Annotated in this window: 19 protein-coding genes and 1 tRNA gene; 10 read left to right on the top strand and 10 right to left on the bottom strand. The window is 50.4% G+C overall.

Annotated features, from left to right (window positions below):
- Nucleotides 1–35: 35 nt before the first annotated feature.
- Both galT and galK read left to right on the top strand, forming a co-directional pair.
- A complete protein-coding gene (gene galT, locus D570_RS0105150) occupies nucleotides 36–1,298 on the top strand; it encodes a galactose-1-phosphate uridylyltransferase (protein ID WP_018143332.1) in 1,263 nt (420 codons plus the stop codon).
- 10 nt (nucleotides 1,299–1,308) lie between these two features.
- Entirely contained in the window at nucleotides 1,309–2,571 is a 1,263-nt protein-coding gene (gene galK, locus D570_RS0105145; RefSeq protein WP_018143331.1) for a galactokinase, read from the top strand.
- An 82-nt stretch (nucleotides 2,572–2,653) separates the two neighbouring features.
- Here galK and D570_RS0105140 read toward each other — a convergent pair whose 3' ends face one another.
- The 3 genes from D570_RS0105140 to D570_RS0105130 form a co-directional block, all read right to left on the bottom strand.
- Nucleotides 2,654–4,018, bottom strand: coding sequence for a PFL family protein (locus D570_RS0105140; protein ID WP_018143330.1), 1,365 nt, complete (start codon nucleotides 4,016–4,018; stop codon nucleotides 2,654–2,656).
- Nucleotides 4,019–4,069: 51 nt separating this feature from the next.
- Nucleotides 4,070–4,342, bottom strand: a complete 273-nt coding sequence (locus D570_RS0105135) for an ACT domain-containing protein (RefSeq protein WP_018143329.1) — start codon at nucleotides 4,340–4,342, stop codon at nucleotides 4,070–4,072.
- 179 nt (nucleotides 4,343–4,521) lie between these two features.
- Nucleotides 4,522–5,244: a tRNA (cytidine(34)-2'-O)-methyltransferase gene (locus tag D570_RS0105130; protein ID WP_018143328.1), complete on the bottom strand. Its 723-nt coding sequence runs from the start codon at nucleotides 5,242–5,244 to the stop codon at nucleotides 4,522–4,524.
- 19 nt (nucleotides 5,245–5,263) lie between these two features.
- Between D570_RS0105130 and D570_RS0105125 the strand changes: the two genes are divergently transcribed.
- Together D570_RS0105125 and D570_RS0105120 are read left to right on the top strand one after the other, a co-directional pair.
- Nucleotides 5,264–6,166 carry an HhH-GPD family protein gene (locus D570_RS0105125; RefSeq protein WP_018143327.1) on the top strand — a complete coding sequence of 301 codons (903 nt, stop codon included), beginning with the start codon at nucleotides 5,264–5,266 and terminating at the stop codon, nucleotides 6,164–6,166.
- Between the two features lie 51 nt (nucleotides 6,167–6,217).
- Complete coding sequence (locus D570_RS0105120) at nucleotides 6,218–6,922, top strand: hypothetical protein (RefSeq protein ID WP_018143326.1); 705 nt, start codon at nucleotides 6,218–6,220, stop codon at nucleotides 6,920–6,922.
- Nucleotides 6,923–6,961: 39 nt separating this feature from the next.
- On the opposite strand, the gene radA is transcribed toward D570_RS0105120, so the two are convergent.
- A complete protein-coding gene (gene radA, locus D570_RS0105115) occupies nucleotides 6,962–8,383 on the bottom strand; it encodes a DNA repair protein RadA (RefSeq protein WP_018143325.1) in 1,422 nt (473 codons plus the stop codon).
- A 143-nt stretch (nucleotides 8,384–8,526) separates the two neighbouring features.
- On the bottom strand, nucleotides 8,527–9,732 hold the full coding sequence (locus D570_RS09085) for a DUF975 family protein (protein ID WP_018143324.1): 1,206 nt from the start codon (nucleotides 9,730–9,732) through the stop codon (nucleotides 8,527–8,529).
- A gap of 106 nt (nucleotides 9,733–9,838) precedes the next feature.
- Here D570_RS09085 and D570_RS0105105 point away from each other — a divergent pair, with 106 nt between their 5' ends.
- The 3 genes from D570_RS0105105 to D570_RS0105095 all read left to right on the top strand — a co-directional run bounded on the left by D570_RS0105105 (nucleotide 9,839) and on the right by D570_RS0105095 (nucleotide 12,840).
- Nucleotides 9,839–10,582, top strand: coding sequence for a hypothetical protein (locus D570_RS0105105; protein WP_018143323.1), 744 nt, complete (start codon nucleotides 9,839–9,841; stop codon nucleotides 10,580–10,582).
- 137 nt (nucleotides 10,583–10,719) lie between these two features.
- The gene (locus D570_RS09310; RefSeq protein WP_003817716.1) at nucleotides 10,720–10,809 is read left to right on the top strand and encodes a 30S ribosomal protein bS22; all 90 of its coding nucleotides are present in this window, start codon (nucleotides 10,720–10,722) and stop codon (nucleotides 10,807–10,809) included.
- Between the two features lie 198 nt (nucleotides 10,810–11,007).
- Nucleotides 11,008–12,840, top strand: a complete 1,833-nt coding sequence (locus tag D570_RS0105095) for an AMP-dependent synthetase/ligase (RefSeq protein ID WP_018143321.1) — start codon at nucleotides 11,008–11,010, stop codon at nucleotides 12,838–12,840.
- A 171-nt stretch (nucleotides 12,841–13,011) separates the two neighbouring features.
- Here D570_RS0105095 and rpiA read toward each other — a convergent pair whose 3' ends face one another.
- The 4 genes from rpiA to D570_RS0105075 form a co-directional block, all read right to left on the bottom strand.
- Nucleotides 13,012–13,704 (bottom strand): ribose-5-phosphate isomerase RpiA, encoded by a 693-nt coding sequence (gene rpiA / locus D570_RS0105090; protein WP_018143320.1) that lies wholly within the window; start codon nucleotides 13,702–13,704, stop codon nucleotides 13,012–13,014.
- Nucleotides 13,705–13,781: 77 nt separating this feature from the next.
- Nucleotides 13,782–14,783: a ribonuclease H family protein gene (locus D570_RS0105085; RefSeq protein WP_018143319.1), complete on the bottom strand. Its 1,002-nt coding sequence runs from the start codon at nucleotides 14,781–14,783 to the stop codon at nucleotides 13,782–13,784.
- A 20-nt stretch (nucleotides 14,784–14,803) separates the two neighbouring features.
- Entirely contained in the window at nucleotides 14,804–16,480 is a 1,677-nt protein-coding gene (gene pgm / locus D570_RS0105080) for a phosphoglucomutase (alpha-D-glucose-1,6-bisphosphate-dependent) (RefSeq protein WP_018143318.1), read from the bottom strand.
- Between the two features lie 94 nt (nucleotides 16,481–16,574).
- Nucleotides 16,575–17,747, bottom strand: coding sequence for a diacylglycerol/lipid kinase family protein (locus D570_RS0105075; protein WP_018143317.1), 1,173 nt, complete (start codon nucleotides 17,745–17,747; stop codon nucleotides 16,575–16,577).
- Nucleotides 17,748–17,943: 196 nt separating this feature from the next.
- Here D570_RS0105075 and serS point away from each other — a divergent pair, with 196 nt between their 5' ends.
- The 3 genes from serS to D570_RS0105060 all read left to right on the top strand — a co-directional run bounded on the left by serS (nucleotide 17,944) and on the right by D570_RS0105060 (nucleotide 20,516).
- On the top strand, nucleotides 17,944–19,230 hold the full coding sequence (gene serS, locus D570_RS0105070; protein ID WP_018143316.1) for a serine--tRNA ligase: 1,287 nt from the start codon (nucleotides 17,944–17,946) through the stop codon (nucleotides 19,228–19,230).
- Nucleotides 19,231–19,339: 109 nt separating this feature from the next.
- Nucleotides 19,340–19,425 (top strand) — tRNA-Ser (locus tag D570_RS0105065).
- Nucleotides 19,426–19,886: 461 nt separating this feature from the next.
- Nucleotides 19,887–20,516: an SDR family oxidoreductase gene (locus D570_RS0105060; protein ID WP_018143315.1), complete on the top strand. Its 630-nt coding sequence runs from the start codon at nucleotides 19,887–19,889 to the stop codon at nucleotides 20,514–20,516.
- 84 nt (nucleotides 20,517–20,600) lie between these two features.
- Here D570_RS0105060 and D570_RS0105055 read toward each other — a convergent pair whose 3' ends face one another.
- On the bottom strand, nucleotides 20,601–22,547 hold the full coding sequence (locus tag D570_RS0105055; protein ID WP_018143314.1) for an MFS transporter: 1,947 nt from the start codon (nucleotides 22,545–22,547) through the stop codon (nucleotides 20,601–20,603).
- Nucleotides 22,548–22,739: the final 192 nt, after the last annotated feature.

The following is a 22,739-nucleotide window of genomic DNA, read 5'->3' as shown; positions in this document are numbered from 1 at the left end:
ACAGTTTGGGACAATATTTTGGTATACTGTGAGACATGAGTACATTCACACAGTACGTACCAGGACGGTACGCTTCAGAAAATATTCGTATCACACAGACGACGTTGTCTGACGGTCGAGATTTCTTCTATCTCGATGATGACAAGCAGTACGTTTCTGGTGAAAAGACACGCGAGTTGGTAGACCCTCGCCAGTTGACCAATCGTTATGAGCCAGGCATCGATGGCGAGGGCAATCCTATGCCTGTTCAGGCTCCTGAAATGCGCCAAGATCCGTTGACAGGTGACTGGATTCCTATGGCCACGGCCCGTATGAATAGGCCAATTACAGCCGGTCCAAACACCACAGCCTCGGGAAATCCTCTGGCGGCACGCAAGCCAGGCGATCCTTACCAAGATGGCGAAGTGCCAGATACGGATTACAACGTCGTAGTTTTTGAAAATCGTTTCCCATCTATGACGCGTGTGCCGGGTATTCCAGATGTGGTAACCCATGTGGATGGCAATCCCTTGTGGAAGTCCAAGCCAGCCGTGGGACGCTGCGAGGTCGTCTGCTTCGACCCGAATGAAAAGGGTCTTCCAGCAGATCTTTCTTTGAAGCGTATGCGCACGGTTGTAGAGGCATGGGCGTTTAGAACAGCGGAAATTAGCGCTATCGAAGGCATCGAGCAGATTTTCCCATTCGAAAATCACGGTCAGGAAATTGGCGTTTCCCTCTCTCATCCGCACGGCCAGATTTATTGCTATCCATTCATTGCGCCACGTCTGGAAACCGAATTGCAACATACGCAGGCATATTTCGAAAAGAATGGTACAGACTTGCTGACCGACTTAAAGAAGGCTGAAATTGAAGCCAATCAGCGTATCGTGCTACGCAATGATACGTGGGTGGGTTATGTGCCTGCCGCTGCGCGCTGGCCGCTCGAGGTGCATGTGCAGCCTCTGCGTGACGATGTACGCACCCTCGAGGAATTGAATGATGAGGAGCGCTGGGGCTTGGCGCAGATGTACTCGCAGCTTCTTAAGCGGGGCAATGCATTCTTCGATACGGGCGATGGCAAGGGCATGGATCTGCCATATATTTCGGCATGGCATCAGGCTCCTATCCACGATGAGAGGCGAGAGAATTACCGTTTGAATCTGCAATTCTTCTCCTTCCGCCGTTCGGCAAATAAGATCAAGTATTTAGCGGGATCCGAGTCGGGCATGGCAGCGTGGATTTCAGATACCACGCCAGAAAAGATAGCTGCACGATTCCATGAATTGGGCTCCATCGATATCTCGGACGTGACGGACTAGGAGTACTACTATGGCACAGATTGAATTTATTGACGTGCTCAACGTTGAAGACGGCTCTCGCGCAGCAACAGAGCTTTTTGAGCAGAGCTTTGGTTATGCACCAGAAGGTGTGTGGGATGCGCCTGGCCGTGTCAATATCATTGGCGAGCATACGGATTACAACGAGGGCTTGTGCTTGCCTATTGCACTGCCTCATCGCACATTTATTGCGCTCTCCCCGCGTGAAGATACAAAGGTACGCGTCATCTCCACCCTGTCTGAGGGTAAGGTAACAGAAACGGATCTCGCAGGCTTGGAAGCGGGCGGCGTCGATGGTTGGGCCGCTTACCCAGCAGGTGTGGCGTGGGCATTGCGCGAACGTGGAGGATACGGCGATAAGGTCCAGGGCTTCGATGCAGCTTTTTCCTCCAGTGTGCCTCTAGGCGGTGGATTGAGCTCATCGGCGGCTATGACCTGCTCCACGGCCTTGGCCTTGGATGACGTGTATGGACTGGGCCACGGCAATAGTGATGAAGGCCGTGTATTCCTCATCTCGATGGCTATGGCAGCCGAGAATGATATGGCCGGCGCTGCAACGGGTGGTTTGGATCAATCTGCCTCCATGCGTTGCCAGGCGGGTAAGGCTCTGCTCCTTGACTTTAATCCGGCTCTGTCTGCCATGGAGAGTGCATCCCAGCATGATTTCGATTTGGATAAGCTGGGATTGGAATTGCTCGTGCTGGATACGCAAGCACCGCACTCCTTAAATGATGGACAGTACGAGTCGCGTCGCCGGGTATGCGAAGAATCCGCGGAAAAGCTGGGCGTTGCATCCTTACGCGTGGTGGCAGACCGTATCCATGCTTTGCCGGAAAAAGAACGTGCTCTTGCCTTGGATGCAGTGTTGGAACGTTTGGATACGGAAGAAGCAAAGAAGCGCGTGCGCCACGTGATTACCGAAATTGGCCGCGTTACTGAATTTGTCGATGCCTTTAAAGACGGCGATGTCCAAACATCGGGCGCATTACTCAATGGCTCACATAATTCCTTGCGAGATGACTATGAAGTCACCGTACCTCAGCTGGATGTGGCTGTGGACGTGGCACGTGACAATGGTGCCTATGGTGCACGCATGACGGGCGGTGGCTTTGGCGGATCCATTATCGCCTTGGTAGATAAGGGCGAAGCCATTCATATCGCTCAAAAGATCGCAGACACCTTTGAAGAAAAGGGCTGGAATGCTCCGCGCGCGCTCGCGGTAGTAGCGTCCAATCCTGCAGAGCGGGTGCGGTAAGTTTCGCGCAAAATACCGCAGCATACAATTGTGCTCCACGTGTGAAAATCACACGTGGAGCACAAGAATTATAAGAGTCGAATTAATTCTTAAAGCTGTGTACAGGGGCTGGAATGTGTCCGCCACGATACACGAATTCAGAACAATCTGAGGTATTCACCGGCATAATTGGTGCACGACCCAAAAGTCCACCGAATTCAGCGGTATCGCCCACCTTCTTGCCAATAACAGGAATTACGCGTACGGCTGTAGTTTTCTGATTAATCATGCCAATGGCTGCTTCATCCGCGATAATACCCGAAATGGTTGCAGCGGTGGTGTCGCCTGGGATAGCAATCATATCCAAGCCCACCGAGCAGACGCAGGTCATAGCCTCGAGCTTCTCGATGGTCAGATTGCCATTCGTAGCAGCATCAATCATGTTCTTATCCTCGGAAACTGGGATAAACGCACCAGACAGGCCACCCACATAGCTGGAGGCCATAATGCCGCCCTTCTTCACCTGATCGTTGAGCATAGCCAAAGCCGCAGTCGTTCCCGGACCACCGACCTGAGAGAGACCAATCTTTTCTAAGATCTCACCCACGGAGTCGCCTACAGCAGGCGTTGGAGCCAGCGACAGGTCGATAATGCCGAAAGGCACGCCCAAACGCGCAGAAGCCTCCTGAGCCACGAGTTGACCCACGCGCGTAATCTTAAAGGCCGTGCGCTTAATGGTTTCGCACAAGAATTCAAAATCCTTACCCTTGGCCTCATCCAGTGCGCGCGACACCACGCCCGGTCCGGAAACACCCACATTGATGACCACATCGCCTTCCGTGACGCCGTGGAAAGCACCGGCCATAAATGGATTGTCATCTGGCGCATTGCAGAAGACCACGAGCTTGGCATTGCCCAAGGAATCTTGATCGGCAGTAGCCTCAGAAACCTCGCGAATCACCTGACCCATCAAGGCCACCGCATCCATATCCAGTCCGGTACGGGTGGAGCCCACATTCACGGAAGCGCAGACGAAATCGGTAGTAGACAAAGCTTGAGGAAGAGAACGGATGAGAAGCTCTTCAGAAGGCGTCATACCCTTAGAAACCAAGGCAGAGAAACCACCGAGGAAGTTTACGCCCACGGTTTTTGCTGCACGATCCAATGTCTGGCAGACCTTCACATAATCTTCGGTGGTTGTGCAGGCGCTGGCGCCCACCAAGGAAATAGGCGTGACGGAAATGCGCTTGTTTACAATAGGAATGCCGTAATCGCGCTCGATATCCTGCCCCACCTGAATGAGGTCCTTGGCATAAGTCGTAATTTTGTTATAAATCTTTTCACACAACACATCTACGTCATCGCTGACACAGTCGAGCAGCGAAATACCCATAGTAATTGTGCGCACATCGAGCTTTTCCTGCTCGATCATTTGGTTCGTCTCATGGACTTCCATAATATTCAGCATGAAGAAACTCCTTAGTCCTCGCCGAAATACGGATGAATAATTCTTTTCGGTTTAGATGCGGTGCATTTTAGTGAAAATTTCCTCGCGCTGGCAACGCACATTTACGCCAATATTTTCGCCAATTTTCTCCAGCTGCTGGGTAAGCTCATCAAATTCCACAGTCGATTGCGAGTAGTCCACAATCATCATCATGTTGAAGAAACCATCGATAATGGTTTGCGAAATATCGAGAACATTCACGTGAGACTCAGATAAATATGTACACACGCGAGCAATAATGCCAACGGTATCCTGACCGACAACGGTGATAATGGCTTTATTCATGACGAATCCTTGAAAGTTGGAAGGCTAGAATTATACGGAAATCCGCATGTACCTAAAGTATAACGATTTTAAGGAACATACTGGATGCGCGGCTCAGAAGCAGGAGTCGAGAGGTTAAAAAGCTGAGCATGGCCCAGTAACGCACATGCTCAGTTGCGATGGTCGGTGACTTTCGCGTATTACAATTCTTCCGTTTCGCCCGCGCCTGAAAAACCGAGCTGGCGCCAAGCTTCATACAAGGCGATAGACGCCGTATTCGTCAGATTCAGGGAACGCAAGCTCGGACGCATCGGCAGCTTCACCTGCTCTGCCACATGAGGGCCAAAGAAAACATCCATCGGATCTGGGATATCGCCGGGCTCTGGGCCAAAGAGCAAAATATCCGTAGGCCTATACTCAATCTCCGTATAGGTCTTCTCCGCGTATGCGGTAAATGCGATAATGCGCGAGTCTGGCATGGCTTCCACCATGGCTTCGAAGCTCGGATGAATCACCACATGAGCCATATCGTGATAATCCAAGCCCGCACGGCGTAGCTTCGTGTCCTTCAAATCAAAGCCCAGCGGCTCGATGAGGTGCAAAATCGAACCCGTTACCGCACACAGGCGGATGGCAGAACCCGTATTTCCGGGAATGCGTGGCTCATAGAAGCACAGGTGTGGCGTTTGCGTGACGCGTTTGCTCGCCTCAATGGCGGTCAGCATGGTGTCAGAAACGGTAATAGGATTGCCATGAGCATCGGTAATGAGCTCATCGGGCGCATAGGTCTTTTTGCGGTACCCATACTCAAACATGGCCGTCTGCTCTTGCACGGCCGCCTGCGGAATTTTACGTGTAGCCGTGGCTGGATTTTGTGCGGCGTTTGTAGAATCGTGCGCACTTGTGTTTTGCTCGTTCGTCATATGCACGACAATAGTAACGATGACAGACCAGAAGAATTTTGCACAAGCGGCTCAGAAACTCTATCCAGAACTGGAGCGATGGTGGCATCAGTCGGCTCGAGATTTTCCTTGGCGCTTTGGGAAAACCACCGCTTGGGGTGTGCTGCTGTCTGAGGTGATGAGTCAGCAAACACCGATGACACGTGTGCTTCCGTATTGGCTGAACTGGATGAATGTGTGGCCTACGCCCGCTCATTTGGCTCAATCTACGCCCGCAGAGGTGATTACAGCATGGGGGACCTTGGGTTATCCGCGTCGTGCTTTGAGATTGCGTGAATGTGCACAAGCTATTGTGGACCAATACGAGGGCAAGGTGCCTGATACGTATGACGATCTCGTGGCTCTGCCAGGAATTGGCGATTACACGGCCAGTGCGGTGCTTGCTTTTCATTATCATCGTCGAGTAGCCGTTATCGACACCAATATCCGTCGCGTGCTTTCGCGATCCTTGGCGGGGGAGGAATCTCGCGGTGGAGCCACCACTGCACAGGAAAAGCGCATCGCTCAAGCCACACTGCCGCAGGATGTGCAGCAATCAGTAACGTGGAATCAAGCCACTATGGAGCTGGGTGCCACCGTCTGCACAGCTAAGAACCCGCAGTGCGCTCAGTGCCCGCTCGAAAGTAATTGCGCCTTTGTTGCCGCCGGCTTCCCCGGCCTAGGTGAAAAACGCACGCGGCCAAAACAAAGTTTCCAAGGCACCAATCGCCAAGTGCGCGGCTTAATTTTAAAGGCCTTGCGTCACGCCGAAAATCATAAGCTTCCGTATAGTGCGATTCAATCCGTGTGGGAAAACCGTGCTCAATTAGACGAATGCATTGCCAGTTTGGATGAGGATGGACTGATTATCATCGCAGAAGATCACAGCCTCGCCCTGCCATAAACAGAAATATTTTCAATAATCGTTATAAAGGTTATCGAGTAAACTAAAAACATGGCTGCACAAAGAAAACGATCGAAGAAATTGGCACGTAAATTCCTTATCCGGCGCATCGTAGCTCTGCTGGCGCTGGTGGGCATCGTCGTTCTTGCAGTGTGGGGCGTGCGCTATTTTGCCGCCTCCTCACATGCCGACCCATCAAGCAGCACATCCGCATCCTCTCAAGATACTTCTGCAGAGGATGCGCAGAATTCTTCCGAATCGAGCGGAAACTTCCGCAGTGAAAAGGCGCAAGATTCGGGCATCCCAGATTGCAGCGCTAGTGATGTAGATATGAAGCTCATCGAAGATCAGAGCTCGCTGTATTCTGGAAATACCATGACCTTTACGAAGGATTTCACGCATAAGGGTGATACGGACTGCCTGCTCGATACCAGCGATGATGCTATGGTCATCGTCATTTCCAATGATCAAGGCGTGCAAATTTGGCGCAGTGACGCGTGCTCGGTAGATTCTGCAGATATCCTGCTGAGCCAAACGGATAATTACCAAAAGGTCACCACATGGAATGGTACGGTGTCCAATACAGCCGTGGACGATTCCATCTCCTCACGTGCGCAAGTTAACGCCAATGGCCACGGCTGCATGAATGAGGGCGAAGCCGCTCCGGTGGCAGCTGCCGGAGACTACACTGCAGAACTGATAAACAGCGCCGATGACACGATGAAATCGGATGCGGTGAAATTCAGCATCCTGTAAATTGCACAATTGTCACGACGGCTTGTGCGACTGCTGCCGCTAGTGCTTTGATAAGCCTAATTCTTGGATGACTGCGCCTAAAGAGGACACCTCCACGAGCTGGACGCCTTGCGGCTTGTCATACTGCACACCATTGCGCATTTTCGGTACTAAAATCTTCGTAAATCCTAGACGAGCAGCCTCACGAATGCGATGGTTTAACCGAGGAACGGGTCGGACTTGACCCGTTAAGGATACCTCGCCGATAGCCGCCGTTGTGCGGTTAATAGGCTGGTTTGAAGCCGCGCTCGCCAAAGCGGCCGCAAGCGCGAGGTCGCAGGCTGGCTCTTTTGCGGCTCCGCCCGCGATGGTGGATACATACAAGTCTTGCGCCAGTAGATTGATATGCGTATGCCGGTACAGCACAGCTACCAGCATGGCAAGGCGATTGGTATCCACGCCGTTGGTCGCGCGACGCGGGGTCGGCAGGACAGAGTTTGTCACCAAGGCCTGAATTTCTATGGGCAAACTGCGGTGTCCATCGATGGTAAAGCTGACGCAGGTGCCGGCAGGATTTTCATCGGAATCGCTCATAAATAAGCCGCTCGGATCGGTGACTTCTTCGATGCCATCGCCACTCATATCAAAGCATCCGATTTCATCCGTAGGTCCAAATCGATTTTTGACAGAACGCAGTAGACGCAGAGCAGTTTGAGTATCGCCTTCAAACTGGCATACCACATCTACGAGATGCTCCAGCGTACGCGGTCCTGCGATGGACCCATCTTTCGTGACATGCCCGACCAGCAGTATAGGAATATCATGCGTCTTCGCCATATTTATCAACGCGGTAGCCACTTCACGCACTTGCGTGGAACCGCCTGGGATGCCATCGACGTGTGCCGACTGAATAGTTTGGGCGGAATCCACAACGGCCAGAACGGGTTTTTCTTGCTCGATAAGAGACAACACCGTATCGAGATCGGTGGTGGAGGCCATCAGCAAGTTTTCATGCGAAGCGCCAATACGTGCGGCGCGCATTTGAATTTGAGCCAGAGATTCCTCACCAGAAATGTACAAAACTTTGGCGTGAGGGTCGAGGGTGACTTGCTGTGCAGCAATGTGTCCAGCTGTTTCCAACAGGAGGGTGGATTTGCCGATGCCCGGTTCGCCCGCCATAAGAATAACGGCTCCGGGGACGATGCCTCCGCCGAGTACACGGTCATACTCTTCAAAGCCAGTGTGTATGCGCGCGTGTTGTTTCACGGATGCGTCAGAGGTTGGCCGAACAAGATGACTGACATCCATGTGCAAAGGAGCCGCGGAAATGCCACCGTTTGATTTGCTTGAACTGCGCTGCGGGCGGGCTTCGTGGAATTCTTGAATGGTGCTCCATTCACCGCAATTTGGGCAGCGGCCGAACCATTTTGTACCATTCCACCCGCATTCGGTACACACAAATTGCGTTGCATTCTTAGCCATATGGCAACTGTATTTTTTCACTCCGACAACTCAGCTCTCGGAAGAGCGCAGGTGAGTTATCCACAATAGGAAAAGCAAGAGGCTCCAGATTTCTCTGGAACCTCTTGGAATTGAATGTTTTTCTGTCTCAGAATGGAGCGCGTTTAGAACTGGCTGGTGCTATTGCCAGTGTCCGTACTTCCCGATGATTCCGGACGCGTGAAATCGGTGTTTCCGTTGGGCTGAGGTGTATTCGTTTCTGGCTGAGCATATGGATTTGTGCTCTGCTGTGCAGCCTGAGCCGTCTGTGCGGGTTGGGATGGCTCGACTGGCTGAGAATACTGGGTTGGCTGAGTAGGCTGTGCTGTTTGCGTTGGCTGGCCATAAGCAGGCTGATTAATATCTGGCTGACCGTAGCTCTGCTGACTATAGCTCTGCTGACCATAAGGTTGCTGAGCTGGTGGATTTTGCCCGTTTGCGCCATACTGTGGTGTGCCATATTGTGCTGCGCCGCTTTGTGAAGCGCTCTGGGTAGCCTGAGTTGCCTGTGCAGGAGCGTTCTGTGCATACGGATTTGAAGGGCTTGCCTGTGGATCTTGTGGTGCAAAGCCTTGTGGAGCAAAACCACCCTGTGGCGCATAACCCTGCGGAGCGTAACCTTGTGGAGCAGCGCCGTTTCCATTCATCTGTGCCTGCTGAGCAAGCAATGCACGGTAGTATGCCGCACGTGTGGCCTGATGATAAGGCAGCACATACAAACCTGCTAAGCCGAAGGTAATACCAACGAGCAGATACCAACCGATGAAGGACAAATCCAGAACGAAAAGCTCGCCCTTATGTCCGCGCATCATTTCCTTAGAAGCCTTAATGGCCTCGGTAGACTTCACCTTGTATCCTTGGTTGCCCCAATCTTCCGTAATGTAGTAGCTCATGGAGTATGCGTAAGAAGCGATGATGCCTGGAATAACGAAGAGGAAGCTCCACAATGTGGTAAAAACGGCTGTGAGGAACCAGTTGATCAGTGTGCCGCCAGCTTTACCATGTGCAAATGGGCTGGAAATCTCCTGACCCAAATCACCATCGGTACCATCCACAATGTGCAGGAAGAAGATGGTCAGCATAACGCTTAAAATGCCAGCAACAATGCTGAAAAGCCATCCAAAACTGCTCTCATAGGTGTTGTAATACGAGGAATAGTTATCGTAATTTGAATACATGAGCATGCCTGTGAGGGCGGAAATCGTGGATGGAATGGTAAGAATACCCACAATAAATTCATAGATAATGATTGCAAGTACTGCTTTGCCCCATTTTCCAGCCAGGGAAGCTTTGGCTTGACTTTTTAAAGCTGCGCGATTGATAGGATACATGGCGCTACCTTCTCTTTCTTTTCTAGAGTAATTTTAATTTTATCAGTACTTTGGAAGCAGTTTGCATATAGACATACTCGTCTCAAATTTGTGTAACAATAGTGGCATGACTGAAAGCAGTAGTGCAGATTCACACAAGCAGGAGCAAGCAGAGAATGCGAGCCATGAGGTTCGCACACATTCGACCACGCAGCATGCAGCGAACCCAGAGAGCCAGGCCGCATCCCAGTCGGCTCAAGAGGCTGCCAAAGAGGCGTTGGAGCAGCATAAGGTCTCTCATCGCAATCGCAGCATTGTGATTGGCGTGATTATCGGCATCATCGTGCTGGCTCTTGTGTCCGCTTTTGTGTGGCCTGGATGGGCACTGAAAACTGCGTCGAATAGTTCTGCTACAGCCACAGGTCAAGCTGAAGTAGTGGCCGTGGACCCGGTGGCGTTACCGGAAAATGCTACGCAGATGCAGAAAATCTTGCCGGATACGGTGGGTTCTTATGCGCGCGGCGAGGTGAAGACCACCACGTCATGGGAGGCGGCTTCCCCGGTTGAAGAATACGAAGTGACGTATACCACGGGAGATTCTCAGGCGGATATTTCTATCATTTTCGGTCAGTGGACTTCCGCTCAGTACGCTAAAGAAAAGTATGATTCCTTAATCGTAGCGCTGGGAAACCAAGCAACTGCTTCAGGCAAGGTCAATGTGGGTGGTAACGAAACGGGCACCTACGAAATTCACGCAGATGCTGAAGATGGCAGCAAATCCGTCGTGGTGTGGCAAAATGATACGATGATTTTCCAAGCCACCGGCCCTAAGAATGCGGTGAATAATTTCTTCTCGAGCTTCCCGTACTAGCCCTAAACCAAGGCGGGGTTATACCACGTTTTTCTCGCACCAGCCGCAAAACTTGAGAAAATTTTGAGAAAATCGGCTCTCCGTCTGCAATGCGTAGTAACATAGGGAAAGTTGTCAATTTACTAGAGGAGGCTCTGATGGGTTCGGTCATCAAGAAGCGCCGCAAGCGGATGAGTAAGAAGAAGCACCGCAAAATGCTGCGTAAGACTCGCCACCAGCGTAAGTAGTCTTAATTTAAGTGTTTGAGGAGTAAGCCCACAGGGTTTGCTCCTTTTTCATTTCTCCATTTTCTTCTCTCTATTCTCCACGTGTTTATTCTCCATGCGATTGCCCAGCCCGTGTCCATACGCATGCCTTACACCGAAACTCTTAGAGTGCTCGCAATACAATGAATTTATCTATAGAGAAATACGAAGGTTGTGAGAATGCTCAAGGAATACACGCGTCCAATTTCCGTGCCCATTTACTCGGATAATAATGTCTTTTCAATTCTTGCCCAACGTGTGCACCGTGTAGCCCACGAGACACTGATCGAATACAAGAATGCAGAAGGCACGTGGGCTTCCTACACCGCAGAAGAATTCCAAGATATCGTGCGTGGTTTGGCTAAAGGTCTTATCAAACTGGGCGTAGAGCAGGGAACAGCCGTGGGCATTTTGTCTCACACGCGCTGGGAATGGACTGCGTTGGATCTTGCCATTATGAGCATTGGCGCGGTAACCGTACCTGTGTATGAAACGAATTCGCCAGCGCAGATTAAAAACATCGTTCTGGACTCGCACATCGAATACTTTTTCGTAGAAGACGCAGATCAGAAGGCAAAAATTACGGAAATTCGTGAGGATATTCCGCAGCTACTCACTGTGTTTGTGATGGATGATGAGAATGCACCGGTGCCGTTTGTGAAGGATATTATGCAGACGGGTGCGGATATTGCCGATGAAGTGCTGGAGAGCAGAATGCGTCAGGTTTCCGGTGATACGCTGGCCACCATCGTTTACACTTCAGGTTCCACGGGTACGCCAAAGGGCATTGAGCTCAGCCATCGCAATTTCGTATTTGCGGCCTACTCGGGCATCCAATCCATGCCTGATATTTGCTGGCGTGAGGGTGGAGCGCGACTTTTGCTCTTCCTGCCACTGGCTCATGTGTTTGCGCGCTATATGCAGTTCTACTGCATTGGCTCGGATACGGTGCTCGGCCTTTCGGGCAATATGAAAACGATTATCGACGACTTCCAGACCTTTATGCCAACCTTTATTTTGGCCGTGCCACGCATTTTTGAAAAGGTGTACAATGCAGCTGTGCAGAAGGCGGGACAAGGCTTTGCTGGTCAACTTTTTGAGCGTGCGGCTTCTATGGCGCGTCAGTGGTCGCATATGCAACAGTCTGGCGAGAAGCTGAGCTGGATGCAGCAGAGAATATACAATATTTACGACCATCTGATTTACAAAAATATTTTGGATGTATTTGGTGGACAGGTGGATTTTGCGGTGTCTGGCGGTGCCCCGCTGGATGCTTCCATTGCGCACTTCTTTAATGGTGTGGGACTGCCTTTGCTGGAGGGGTATGGCATGACGGAAACTTGTGCGCCAGCCTGTGTAAATCCGACCCAGGGATACAAAATTGGCACCGTAGGCCTACCTTTGGAGGGCATTACTTTTGGTATTGCCGATGATGGAGAGCTGTGTATAAAGTCGGAGAGCATTTGCCGCGGATATCACAACCATCCAGAAATTACGGAAACGCAAATCGCGGATGGCTGGCTGCATACCGGTGATTTAGGAGATATAGACGAGGACGGTTTTATCACGATCACTGGGCGTAAGAAGGATGTGATTATCACTGCCGGTGGGAAGAATGTGTCCCCGGTAGGGTTGGAATCTTCTGTCATGATTTCCCCAGTCGTGGATCAATGTGTGGTTATTGGCGACAAAAAGCCGTTTATTGCCGCGTTGGTTACGCTCGATATGAACGATACGAATGCGTGGTTGAAGGCGCAGAATGCTGCTGAAGTGAGTACACTTGCCGAGGCGGCCGAAAATCCGTTGGTTATTGCGGAAGTTGAACAAGCGGTAAGCCATGCTAACGAGCAAGTGTCGAGGGCTGAGTCGATTCGTAAATTCAAGATTTTGACTGAGAGTTTTACCCAAGATAATGGCATGCTGACAGCCAGTCTCAAGGCAAAGCGCAACGTTATCGTGGACAGATTCGCGGATATTATCGATAACGATATTTATGGAGCGAAATCCAAGTAATTTGCCCTAGTTAAGCACCGTTAAGCCTTGTTAAGCCCTTGCCTGCGGGTGAGGGCTTTTTTATAAGGAAAAAAGCAATAAAGGCAATAAAAAAGCTGAGCATGTGGGGTACACGTGCTCAGCTGTGATTATGTGTGCGATTGTGCATGTGATTGTGCAATCGCACAAGGACTACTTATTTGGGTTCGTCAAAATGCGTGGGCCGTTTTCATCGCCCACGATAACGGTGTCGACCATGTTGAGGAACAATCCGTGCTCGACCACGCCAACGGTGTGGATCAAGTCTTCTGCGAGCTCCTGAGGATGATCAATGCGCTCCAGATGCAAGTCCACCACGTAGTTCTTTTCATCCGTGCGTACAGGCTCGCCCTGAGCATCGAGACGCAACGTTGGCTTGTAACCCTTCTTTTCGAAGAGCTTGACCACATGATCTGCGCCGAATGGGATGACTTCCACAGGCAGAGGGAATTTGCCGATGGTGGATACGACCTTAGATTCGTCTACAATCCATACGATTTTGTCAGAGTTGGTAGCCACGATCTTTTCCCACAGCAATGCTGCGCCGCCGCCCTTGATGCCATCGAAACGGTCATCCACCTCGTCTGCGCCGTCAACCGTGACATCGATGCGTTCCACATCGTCTACATCTACGATGGTGATACCGTAACCTTCAGCCTGCTCCTTCGTGCGTACCGATGTGGTAACGCCCGTAAACTTCAAACCTTCTTCTTGTACGCGACGACCCAATTCGTCTACGAAGAAGCGCACAGTTGAGCCGGTGCCCAGGCCAACGGTCATGCCGTCCTTGACAAGCTTTGCAGCTTCGATGCCTGCTGCCTTCTTCAGTTCATCCTGAGTTGCCATATTTCCTCCTTTATAGTGTGTAATCAGTCTACGCTTGCGCTGGAATTTTGAATATGTTGAGTGTATTCGAGGTTTCGCTAAAACAGCGTGTCCTGATGATTGTTTTTCCAGCTCACATCATCAAAGCGGCGAATTGCTTCATCCAGCTTTGCTACCGCCTGATCCATGTGTTCGCTTGCTAATTGCAAACGTTGCGCAGCTAAATCGAAACGTTCTGTGGCTTGATTCAGTCGTGAAATCAGCTCTTCACTCAGCGTTGTGTTGTCCTCTTCAAACAGTGCCTGATCGAAAAATTGTGGTTTCGAGACCGGAGTCGGAGCAGGAGAAGAAGCTGTTTCTTCGACTGCGTCTGTCTGTGCTTCTGCGGCTTCAGCATTTGTCTGTGCAGGGGCTGATGGTGTTTGCTGTGTGCTGGATGATACAAAATCTTCAGCATCGAATAGCGCCTGTGAAGCAGAAGCCGGGGCAGGAGCAGAAGCCGAATCAGAGGATTTACTCTGGGTGCCATAATCGCTCGGCAATTCTACTAAATCCGCAAATGCTCCGTTGAGCAGGACCTGCCACCCCTCGTCCGGCATGTAGCCTTCGACCAACTTCTTTCCGGCTTTTTCTGCAAAACCACGGGCCAAATCATCGACTTTTTCGTTATAGAAATTACCTGCATGACCCTTGACCCATTCGAATTTAACAGATCCCTCACGTGCGGTGAGCTCGGCATCAATAGCGCGAATGAGTTCCACGTTTTTCACAGACTTTTTCTGAGAATTCTTCCAGCCATTCTTTTTCCAACCGACTAGCCAAATGGTGGAGCATTTAATAGCGTACTGCGAATCGGTTTCGATAATCAGTGGATAAGCACCCGGATGTGCGCGCAAGCACTGCAGGACTGCCGCCAGCTCTCCGATTTGGTTGGTACCATTCGAAGCGCCGCCACAGTCCTCTGCGTGACCGGTAATGCTGGTGATAACGCCACCGGGATTTTTATCCGTGTGCTCTGCCCAACCCCAGCCCATAGGACCGTTGGGATTGTTGAGCGCACTGCCGTCCGTAGATACGGTAACTGTAAAGTCGATGTCCATAAATTAATCAGTTTCTACAATTAATCTGCTAATGCGTCGCTCACGACCTGGTTTGCTTGAGCGATAACCTCGTCCAAAGCTTCAGGAGAGGTGAAGGACTCAGCATACACCTTGTAGATGTTTTCCGTGCCGGATGGGCGTGCTGCAAACCAAGAATTCTTCGTGCAGACCTTCAAACCACCGATAGCTGCTCCATTGCCAGGAGCCGTCGTCATTTTTGCAGTAATTTCTTCACCCGCTACGGTAGTGGCGGTGACAGAATCTGCCGTCAGACTGGCGAACTTCTGCTTGGCTTCCAACGTGGTAGGCGTATCTACGCGTGTGTACCAGCTTTGGCCAAAGCGTTCGACCAAATCTGCGTGCAACTGCGCAGGATTCTTGCCCGTTTTTGCGGTAATTTCTGCGGCCAGAAGGTCCGGGATAAGTCCGTCCTTATCAGTGGTCCAGACGTGACCATCCATGCGCAAGAAGCTCATGCCGGAGGACTCTTCACCACCAAAACCAACTTCTCCGCTAAAGAGCGAATCCACAAACCATTTGAAGCCCACAGGTACTTCGACGAGCTTAGCGCCGATGGATGCCACCACACGGTCAATCAAGCTGGAGGAGACTAGGGTCTTGCCTACGCCGGCTGTTTCAGGCCAGTGTGGACGATTACCACCAAAGAGATACTCCACCGCCACTGCGATGTAGTGGTTTGGATTCATGACGCCTGTGCCGGGGCAGACGATGCCATGGCGATCGGCATCTGGATCCGTGCCGCCCACGAGATCATACTGCTCCCATGCGCCGGCGTTGAGACGGTCCAGCAAGCCCTTCATAGCGTATGGAGAGCTAGGGTCCATGCGAATCTTGCCATCGTGATCCAGCGTCATAAAGGACCACTGAGGATCCACCTCAGGATTGAGCACACCAATATTTGTGCCGTAGATTTCATTAATCAATGGCCAGTAATTTACCGAAGCGCCACCCAAAGGGTCGATACCGAGGCGCACGCCGGAGGAGCGAATGGCATCAAAATCGATGACATTCTTCAGATCTTCTACGTAATGCTGGCGGAAGTCGAATCGCTCAATCAAATCCGACTTAATAGCCTGCTCAAATGGAATGCGCTTTACGGACTTCCAATTGTCCAGCAATTCATTTGCGCGGTTTGCAATCGCAGTAGTAATTTCTGCCGATGCCGGGCCACCGGTCGTTGGGTCATACTTAAATCCGCCATCCGTTGGAGGGTTATGTGATGGGGTGACCACGATGCCGTCCGCAATGTCTGGACCGCTGAATCGCTGGGTGCCATCGGCTGCGCGGTTGTGCGTCAAAATGGCCTGTGAAACCGTAGGCGTAGGAGTGTAATCATCATGTGCATCGATGCGCACGCGCACACCGTTCGCAATGAGAACTTCAATCGAAGTTTTCCATGCTGGAAGGCTTAGTGCGTGAGTATCGCGACCTAAATACAAAGGTCCGGTGATCTGCGCATTCTTTCGATATTCGGCAATTGCCTGGGAAATTGCCACAATATGTGCTTCGTTGAAGGTGCGTTTCAGAGCTGAGCCGCGGTGACCAGATGTTCCAAAAATAACACGTTCGGAAGCTACAGAAGAATCGGGAACTTCATCGTAATATGCTCCAATCAGAGCATCGATATCAACTAAATCATTGTCTGTGGCAAGCATGCCTGCATTATTAGCTACCATATACTCCATTGTGCCATAAGAGGTACTCTACGCCTTCATTTGCAAGGGCAGGAGTGTTAAACGCACAGATGGGATGTGTGCTTTAATGCAGAGTTTAGTGTGCAGAGTTTATCTGAGCATCCACCGCTGGCAGGGTACCGGTTTGCTCTACGGCTGCGCCCGGCTGAGGCACACGCACGAGTAAAGCCCTGCGATCGATGGAAAACATGAAGTGATTTGTTTTGCCTAAAATATCACCATCCACCTCAGCAAGCACCGGTTTACCAAGAATTACCTCGGCACTGACGCCTTGATACTGGCGAATTGTCGCATGCGTGGCAAACGGTGATTGCTCGGAGCGGCGCGTTACCGTTTTATGGACCACATCCCAAAACAGGCTGAACCAGCCGATGAGACCACCGCGTGTATCAATGGTTTCGATATCCAGCAGACCGTCGTCAAACTCGGCATCCGGCATCAAACTAAAGCCCGGGATATTTCCGCAATTTCCGGCCATAATCGTTCTAAATTGGGCATCTTCAATCGTGCGATCCATGCCTTGCGCATCGCGGATAAGTATAGTGCCACGGCTTTTCTTTCCAAACAGATGGCGAAAAGCGGCTACAAAGTACGCAATCCAGCTGATATTCGCCTTCAAAGCAGGGTCGGTGTCGTTAATCATATAGGCATCAAAGCCTGCGCCGGCGATTACGAGGAATCCATGCTCGTGCTCAGGCTCAGAGGAGTCCAAAAGGCTCATACGTCCCATATCCACACGGCGACTTCCATGAGAGGTGGCAATGCTCATAGCGGCTTCAATGTTGTTGACAGGAATGCCCACGTTGCGGGCAAATAAATTACCCGTGCCGATAGGAATAATGCCGAAAGCATGGGTGGAGTAGGCCATAGCACTGGATACCGTGCGCACGGTACCATCGCCGCCCACAGCAATGACGACGTCGGCGCCGCGCCTTAAAGCCTCTTCTGCACAGGCACGACCGTCGTAATCTAGCTGGGTCTCAATGTAGAGCGGATTGTCGATGCCGTGGTCTGCACAGTATTTTTTGATATAGGCAAAAGCTTCTGGAGCCTCAGGTTTGGAAGGATTAATGATAAAAGCGTAGGTAATTTTTTCATCGCTGACGCGTTCATCGGCTGCGGCAATTTGTTGTTGTTTTCGATCCTTGCGTACGCTAATGGAAATACCAATAACAATAAGAAGAACGACTGCGATAACCGCCACTGTCGTTGTGAAAATGCCCCAGCTCATGCTCATAGTTTCATTCATACCGAGGAAGGCCCCTATGGAGTGGAAAAACTTTGAGAATTACACAACTGCTCCATAATACTGAGGCTCTTCCGCGTGGCGTGATTTATGGAAATAATTCAAGGAATGTGAAATTATGGAGCGTCATATGAGATTCTCAGCTCCCATACCGTGGTAAAGCTCTGTAATGTCAATATTTGCGGATAATTTTGACAGTATGCTTGATATTCAATTTATTCGCGAACATGCAGATATCGTTAAGGAATCCCAGCGCAAGCGCGGCGAATCTGTGGAACTTGTCGATGAAACTCTCCAGGCTGATCAAAAGCGACGTGACGCTCTCAAGTCTTTTGAGGATGCACGTGCGCAGCAAAAGAGCATGGGCAAGAAGGTGGCTTCAGCTCCAGCCGAGGAAAAGGCTGCTCTGATTGCTCAGACAAAGGAACTTGCAGCACAGGTTGCTCAGTTCAAGGATGAGGCAGATAAGGCTACGGAAGCTTACACAGATTTGATGTGGAAGTTCTCCAATGTCGTGGAAGATGCTGCTCCTGAAGGCGGCGAGGATGATTACGTTGTCGTCAAGGAAATCGGCACGCCGCGTGACTTCGCTGCGGAGGGCTTCGAGCCAAAGAATCACCTCGAGCTGGGCGAAGGCGTAGCGGGCATTGATATGACACGTGGCGCTAAGGTTTCTGGCTCTCGCTTCTACTTCCTGCGCGGCGCGATTGCACGTCTCGAGCTGGCTATGCTGACCATGGCTGTGGATCAAGCAGAAGAAAATGGCTTTATTATGACCACCACGCCAACCTTGGTGCGACCGGAAATTATGGCGGGCACAGGATTCTTGAATGCCCATGCAGATGAAATTTACCGTTTGCGTGAGCCAGATGACTCCTATCTGGTCGGTACTTCTGAGGTGGCGCTTGCAGGTATGCATGCGGATGAAATCCTCGATTTGTCCAATGGTCCTTTGCGCTATGCGGGTTGGTCTAGTTGCTACCGCCGTGAAGCGGGTTCTGCCGGTAAGGACACCATGGGTATTATTCGCGTCCATCAGTTCAACAAGGTGGAGATGTTTACCTATGTTAAGCAGGAAGACTCTCAGGCTGAGCATCAGCGTTTGCTCGCTATGGAGCAGGAGATGCTGGGCAAGGTGGAAGTGCCTTACCGCATCATCGATACTGCGGCTGGAGATTTGGGTTCCTCCGCTGCACGTAAGTTTGACTGCGAAGCGTGGGTGCCAACTCAGGGTCGCTATCGCGAATTGACCTCGACGTCTAACTGCACCGAGTATCAGGCTCGTCGCTTGAATATTCGTGAGCGTGTAGACGAGGGTGGTACACGTCCAGTGTCAACATTGAACGGTACTTTGGCGACCACGCGCTGGCTTGTGGCTATTTTGGAGAACCATCAGAATGCGGATGGATCCATTAATATTCCTACTGCTATGCGCCCTTATATGGGTGGTAAGGATGTCATCCAGCCAACTAAGTGGGAAGCTTAAAATTTGTCACAATAGTCGCGTTTTAATTTGCGTATAGCGAAAAAACCGCCTATAGTACTTTAAGTTACTGTGATTCGGGAATGGACGTATGAGCCTCCTTAATCACTTTGGATAGTTGGCCGAGCGGTCGAAGGCACTTGTCTTGAAAACAAGCGTACGAGAGTACCGGGGGTTCAAATCCCTCACTATCCGCCATTAGGGTTTCAGGCTACGAGCTTGAAACCCTTTATTTATGCTGTTTTCTGCCTCTTTGCGGAGCTTGCATCGTGTTCCTATAAGCCGAGTGGAAAGATTTTAGACCGTTTTGGGTATTCGTTTCCCAGGGCTATCCTATAGCTGAGTCGATTGCGTATTGTTCTTTTTTCGAGGAGATAATTGCCTATCTTGTGCCCTTTGTAAGCATTCTTCAGCGAAGCGGTGCTGCTCAAAGATTGTCATCATCGTAGCTCTATTTTCGGGAGTAATAATGGGTGGTAACACGCCGATGATCGCAGATGGTAGCTCCGTAAAAACCTTTATTTTCAAGTGTTTCTAAGATTTTTCCCAATATTTACGTTGTAACAATTGACATTACAACAAAAGCAGTTTATATTTGATGTAACAAACATAGTTACAACAAATAAATAGGTGTGGCTGCGTACCGAAAGGATAAGAATATGAAGATTGCTGTAGTTGCTGCTAATGGTAAGGCTGGAAAGCTGATTGTGAAGGAAGCTGTGGAACGTGGTCTGGATGTGACCGCTATCGCACGTAGCGATAATCAAACGGTGGCTCAGTCTTTCATCAAGAAGGATCTCTTCGATTTAACGAAGGAAGATTTAGCGGGTTTTGATGCAGTTGTGGATGCTTTCGGTGCATGGAGTGAGGAAACATTCCCTCTGTTTACCACCTCTTTGATGAAGTTATCTGATCTTGTGAGTGGTACGGATACTCGACTGCTCGTTGTCGGCGGTGCAGGAAGCCTGTATATGGATGCATCACATACCACTACTTTGGCTGATACGCCTGATTTCCCAGATGCTTTCAAGCCATTAGCCTCTGCCATGGCGGATTCGCTGGCTGAACTGCGTAAGCGTGATGATGTGAAATGGACTTTTGTGAGCCCGGCAGCCGATTTCCAGGCAGAGGGTGAGCGTACAGGAAAGTACATTCTCGCTGGTGAAGAATTCACGGTCAATGACAAGGGCGAAAGCTCTGTGAGCTACGCGGATTATGCCATTGCCATGGTAGATGAAATAACTGAAGGCAAGCATATTCAGGAGCGTATTAGCGTGATTGGTGAGTAAGCCTAAATATTCGAGATAGCCTCGATATAGTAATTGCGGTGTTCTAAAGACTTGGAACACCGCAATTATTTGTTGTTGATGCAATTAGAAATGGTCGACCACGTATTTCAATACGTCCGAACGGTTGAGAATGCCGAGCATGCGGCCGCTCGTTTTCGCACCCTGTGAGTCCTGTGCATCCATCACAGGAACTTTTTTCAGATGGTGAGAAACCAATACTTCGCAAATATGCGCCATAGAATCGTCAGAATTCACAGTAATAACCGGCGTATGCATAAATTCTGTTACGGGACGATTGATATTCTCACGCACACGCGTGGAGAATTCTTCAGAATTATGCTCGATGAAGGTGCTATAGAACGAGGTAAATTCTGGCGTCTGATCTGCGACGAGCCTCAAAATATCACCATCGGAAATAAAACCGACGAGATTTCCTGCATCATTGACAACAGGTGCTCCGGAAATGCCATGGGCGGTCAATAAACGCATGGCATCCATCGCGGTAGCTGTGTCAGAAATGGTATACACATCGGTTTTCATAAGCTTGCTGAGCATAGGTTCGGCTTCGTCGTGCGTGTTCTGAGCGCTCTGAGCCACGGTCTTTCGCGTATCGTGCACAAAGAGCGAGCCTAAGAGTCCGAAAGCAGCGATGCAGAGGGCAAAAATAATACCCCACCGTGTGCCGTGACTAAACTGAATGGCAGCTGGCTGGTCGCTGACGCTGTGTTGCCCTGCCATAAGCAAAGATGTGGCAATTGCGGTGAAAATAGCGCCGACTACCTGCTGCAGAGTATTCATAATGGTAGAACCGTCTGGATTGAGCTCGCGAGGCAGCGTGCTCAATGTATATGTCTGCAGAGGGCTCATAGCAAGCGGAACGCCAATCATAGCAATGACGTGTCCGAGGATAACGAGTGCCAGCATTGGATGCGCAACCTGTGTTTGTATCAGCACCAGCACAAGTCCGCAGATGGCCAATGCAAAACCGAGAATAGACGGAAGTTTACCGCCAATCTTGTTGTACGAACGACCGGAAAATACGGAAGTTAACGCATTCATAACGCCGCCCGGCAGCAGAGCCAGTCCGGACAGTGAAACGGCAACGGCAAGCGAATTTTGTAAGAATTGCGGCAAGAGGAACATGACGGTCAGCGTAATGCCAAAGTTGAGCATGACAAGCGTAACGCCGAGGCTGAAGTCGCGGTAAGAAAATGCGCGCAAATTGATAATCGGGCTTTCTGTTTCCCATTGGCGCGTGCCATAAAGCACCAGTGCAATAATGCCGATGACGAAGCAGGACAGAACAGGCGCAGAAATCCAGCCAAATTCACTGGCAATGCCTGCGCCCAGTACTAAACTGCCAAAACCCAAAATAGACAAGACTACAGAGACAATATCTACGGGAGGTTTGGTGAGGGTATAAGGGTTGACGAGGAAGAGCACTGCGCATACGATGCCCGCAACGGCAAGCAGAGCAATAGACCAAAACACGAAACGCCAGCCCCAGGTGCCAGAAATAATGCCTGCAAAAGTTGGGCCTACGACAGGTGCCAGCATAATAATAAGCGAGGTAAAGCCCATGGCTGCGCCCAGCTTGTGCGGTGGGAAAATTTCAAGCAGCAGGGAAAAAGTCATCGGCAAAGCCAAGCCTAAGCCGATACCCTGGATGGCGCGTCCGATAACGAGCAGCGCAAAATTAGGCGAGAGAGCACTGATAAGAGCACCGATGAAAAAAGCCCCGAGAGCAGTTATGCTGAGGCTTTTAATGGTGAAGTGCTTGATGAGAATGGATGAGAACGGTAAAACCAGTCCGATCATGAGCATATAGCCTACAACGAGCCATTGGGTAAGCGAGGTGGAGACATGGAATTGCTCTCCGATGGTCGGCAAAATGATATTCATTGCCGTTTCGCTATACATGCCGGTAAAAGCTGCTATATATAAGGCCGATAAAGCTCTATAAGGGTGTTTGATATGAGAATTGCTCGTGCGAGCTTCTGTATGATGTATTGAATTCTGTGTGGTAGACACAGATTTCTCCTTCTTTTTTACTCCTCAAAAGAGGCCAACTTTTCCACGTTAGGTAGATAAATGGCCGCTCGTAAGCGGTATTTACATAATTTTCACAGACTTTTCAATTGTGGAAAAAGAAGTATGGAAAGTGAAAAAAGAGACAAGAAGGCTTTGGAATATGGTGGAATTTTCATTAATCTCACAGTGTAA

Source organism: Alloscardovia criceti DSM 17774, from assembly GCF_000376885.1.
Taxonomy (GTDB): domain Bacteria; phylum Actinomycetota; class Actinomycetes; order Actinomycetales; family Bifidobacteriaceae; genus Alloscardovia; species Alloscardovia criceti.
Note: the sequence above shows the minus strand (reverse complement) of the source record. Positions and strands in the feature narration are given on the sequence as shown.

Bases quoted from the DNA above. Each gene is read 5' to 3' on its own strand.
- galT (WP_018143332.1), top strand. From the start codon at position 36: ATGAGTACATTCACACAGTACGTACCAGGACGGTACGCTTCAGAAAAT.
- galK (WP_018143331.1), top strand. From the start codon at position 1,309: ATGGCACAGATTGAATTTATTGACGTGCTCAACGTTGAAGACGGCTCT.
- D570_RS0105140 (WP_018143330.1), bottom strand. From the start codon at position 4,018: ATGCTGAATATTATGGAAGTCCATGAGACGAACCAAATGATCGAGCAG.
- D570_RS0105135 (WP_018143329.1), bottom strand. From the start codon at position 4,342: ATGAATAAAGCCATTATCACCGTTGTCGGTCAGGATACCGTTGGCATT.
- D570_RS0105130 (WP_018143328.1), bottom strand. From the start codon at position 5,244: ATGACGAACGAGCAAAACACAAGTGCGCACGATTCTACAAACGCCGCA.
- D570_RS0105125 (WP_018143327.1), top strand. From the start codon at position 5,264: ATGACAGACCAGAAGAATTTTGCACAAGCGGCTCAGAAACTCTATCCA.
- D570_RS0105120 (WP_018143326.1), top strand. From the start codon at position 6,218: ATGGCTGCACAAAGAAAACGATCGAAGAAATTGGCACGTAAATTCCTT.
- radA (WP_018143325.1), bottom strand. From the start codon at position 8,383: ATGGCTAAGAATGCAACGCAATTTGTGTGTACCGAATGCGGGTGGAAT.
- D570_RS09085 (WP_018143324.1), bottom strand. From the start codon at position 9,732: ATGTATCCTATCAATCGCGCAGCTTTAAAAAGTCAAGCCAAAGCTTCC.
- D570_RS0105105 (WP_018143323.1), top strand. From the start codon at position 9,839: ATGACTGAAAGCAGTAGTGCAGATTCACACAAGCAGGAGCAAGCAGAG.
- D570_RS09310 (WP_003817716.1), top strand. From the start codon at position 10,720: ATGGGTTCGGTCATCAAGAAGCGCCGCAAGCGGATGAGTAAGAAGAAG.
- D570_RS0105095 (WP_018143321.1), top strand. From the start codon at position 11,008: ATGCTCAAGGAATACACGCGTCCAATTTCCGTGCCCATTTACTCGGAT.
- rpiA (WP_018143320.1), bottom strand. From the start codon at position 13,704: ATGGCAACTCAGGATGAACTGAAGAAGGCAGCAGGCATCGAAGCTGCA.
- D570_RS0105085 (WP_018143319.1), bottom strand. From the start codon at position 14,783: ATGGACATCGACTTTACAGTTACCGTATCTACGGACGGCAGTGCGCTC.
- pgm (WP_018143318.1), bottom strand. From the start codon at position 16,480: ATGGTAGCTAATAATGCAGGCATGCTTGCCACAGACAATGATTTAGTT.
- D570_RS0105075 (WP_018143317.1), bottom strand. From the start codon at position 17,747: ATGAATGAAACTATGAGCATGAGCTGGGGCATTTTCACAACGACAGTG.
- serS (WP_018143316.1), top strand. From the start codon at position 17,944: ATGCTTGATATTCAATTTATTCGCGAACATGCAGATATCGTTAAGGAA.
- D570_RS0105060 (WP_018143315.1), top strand. From the start codon at position 19,887: ATGAAGATTGCTGTAGTTGCTGCTAATGGTAAGGCTGGAAAGCTGATT.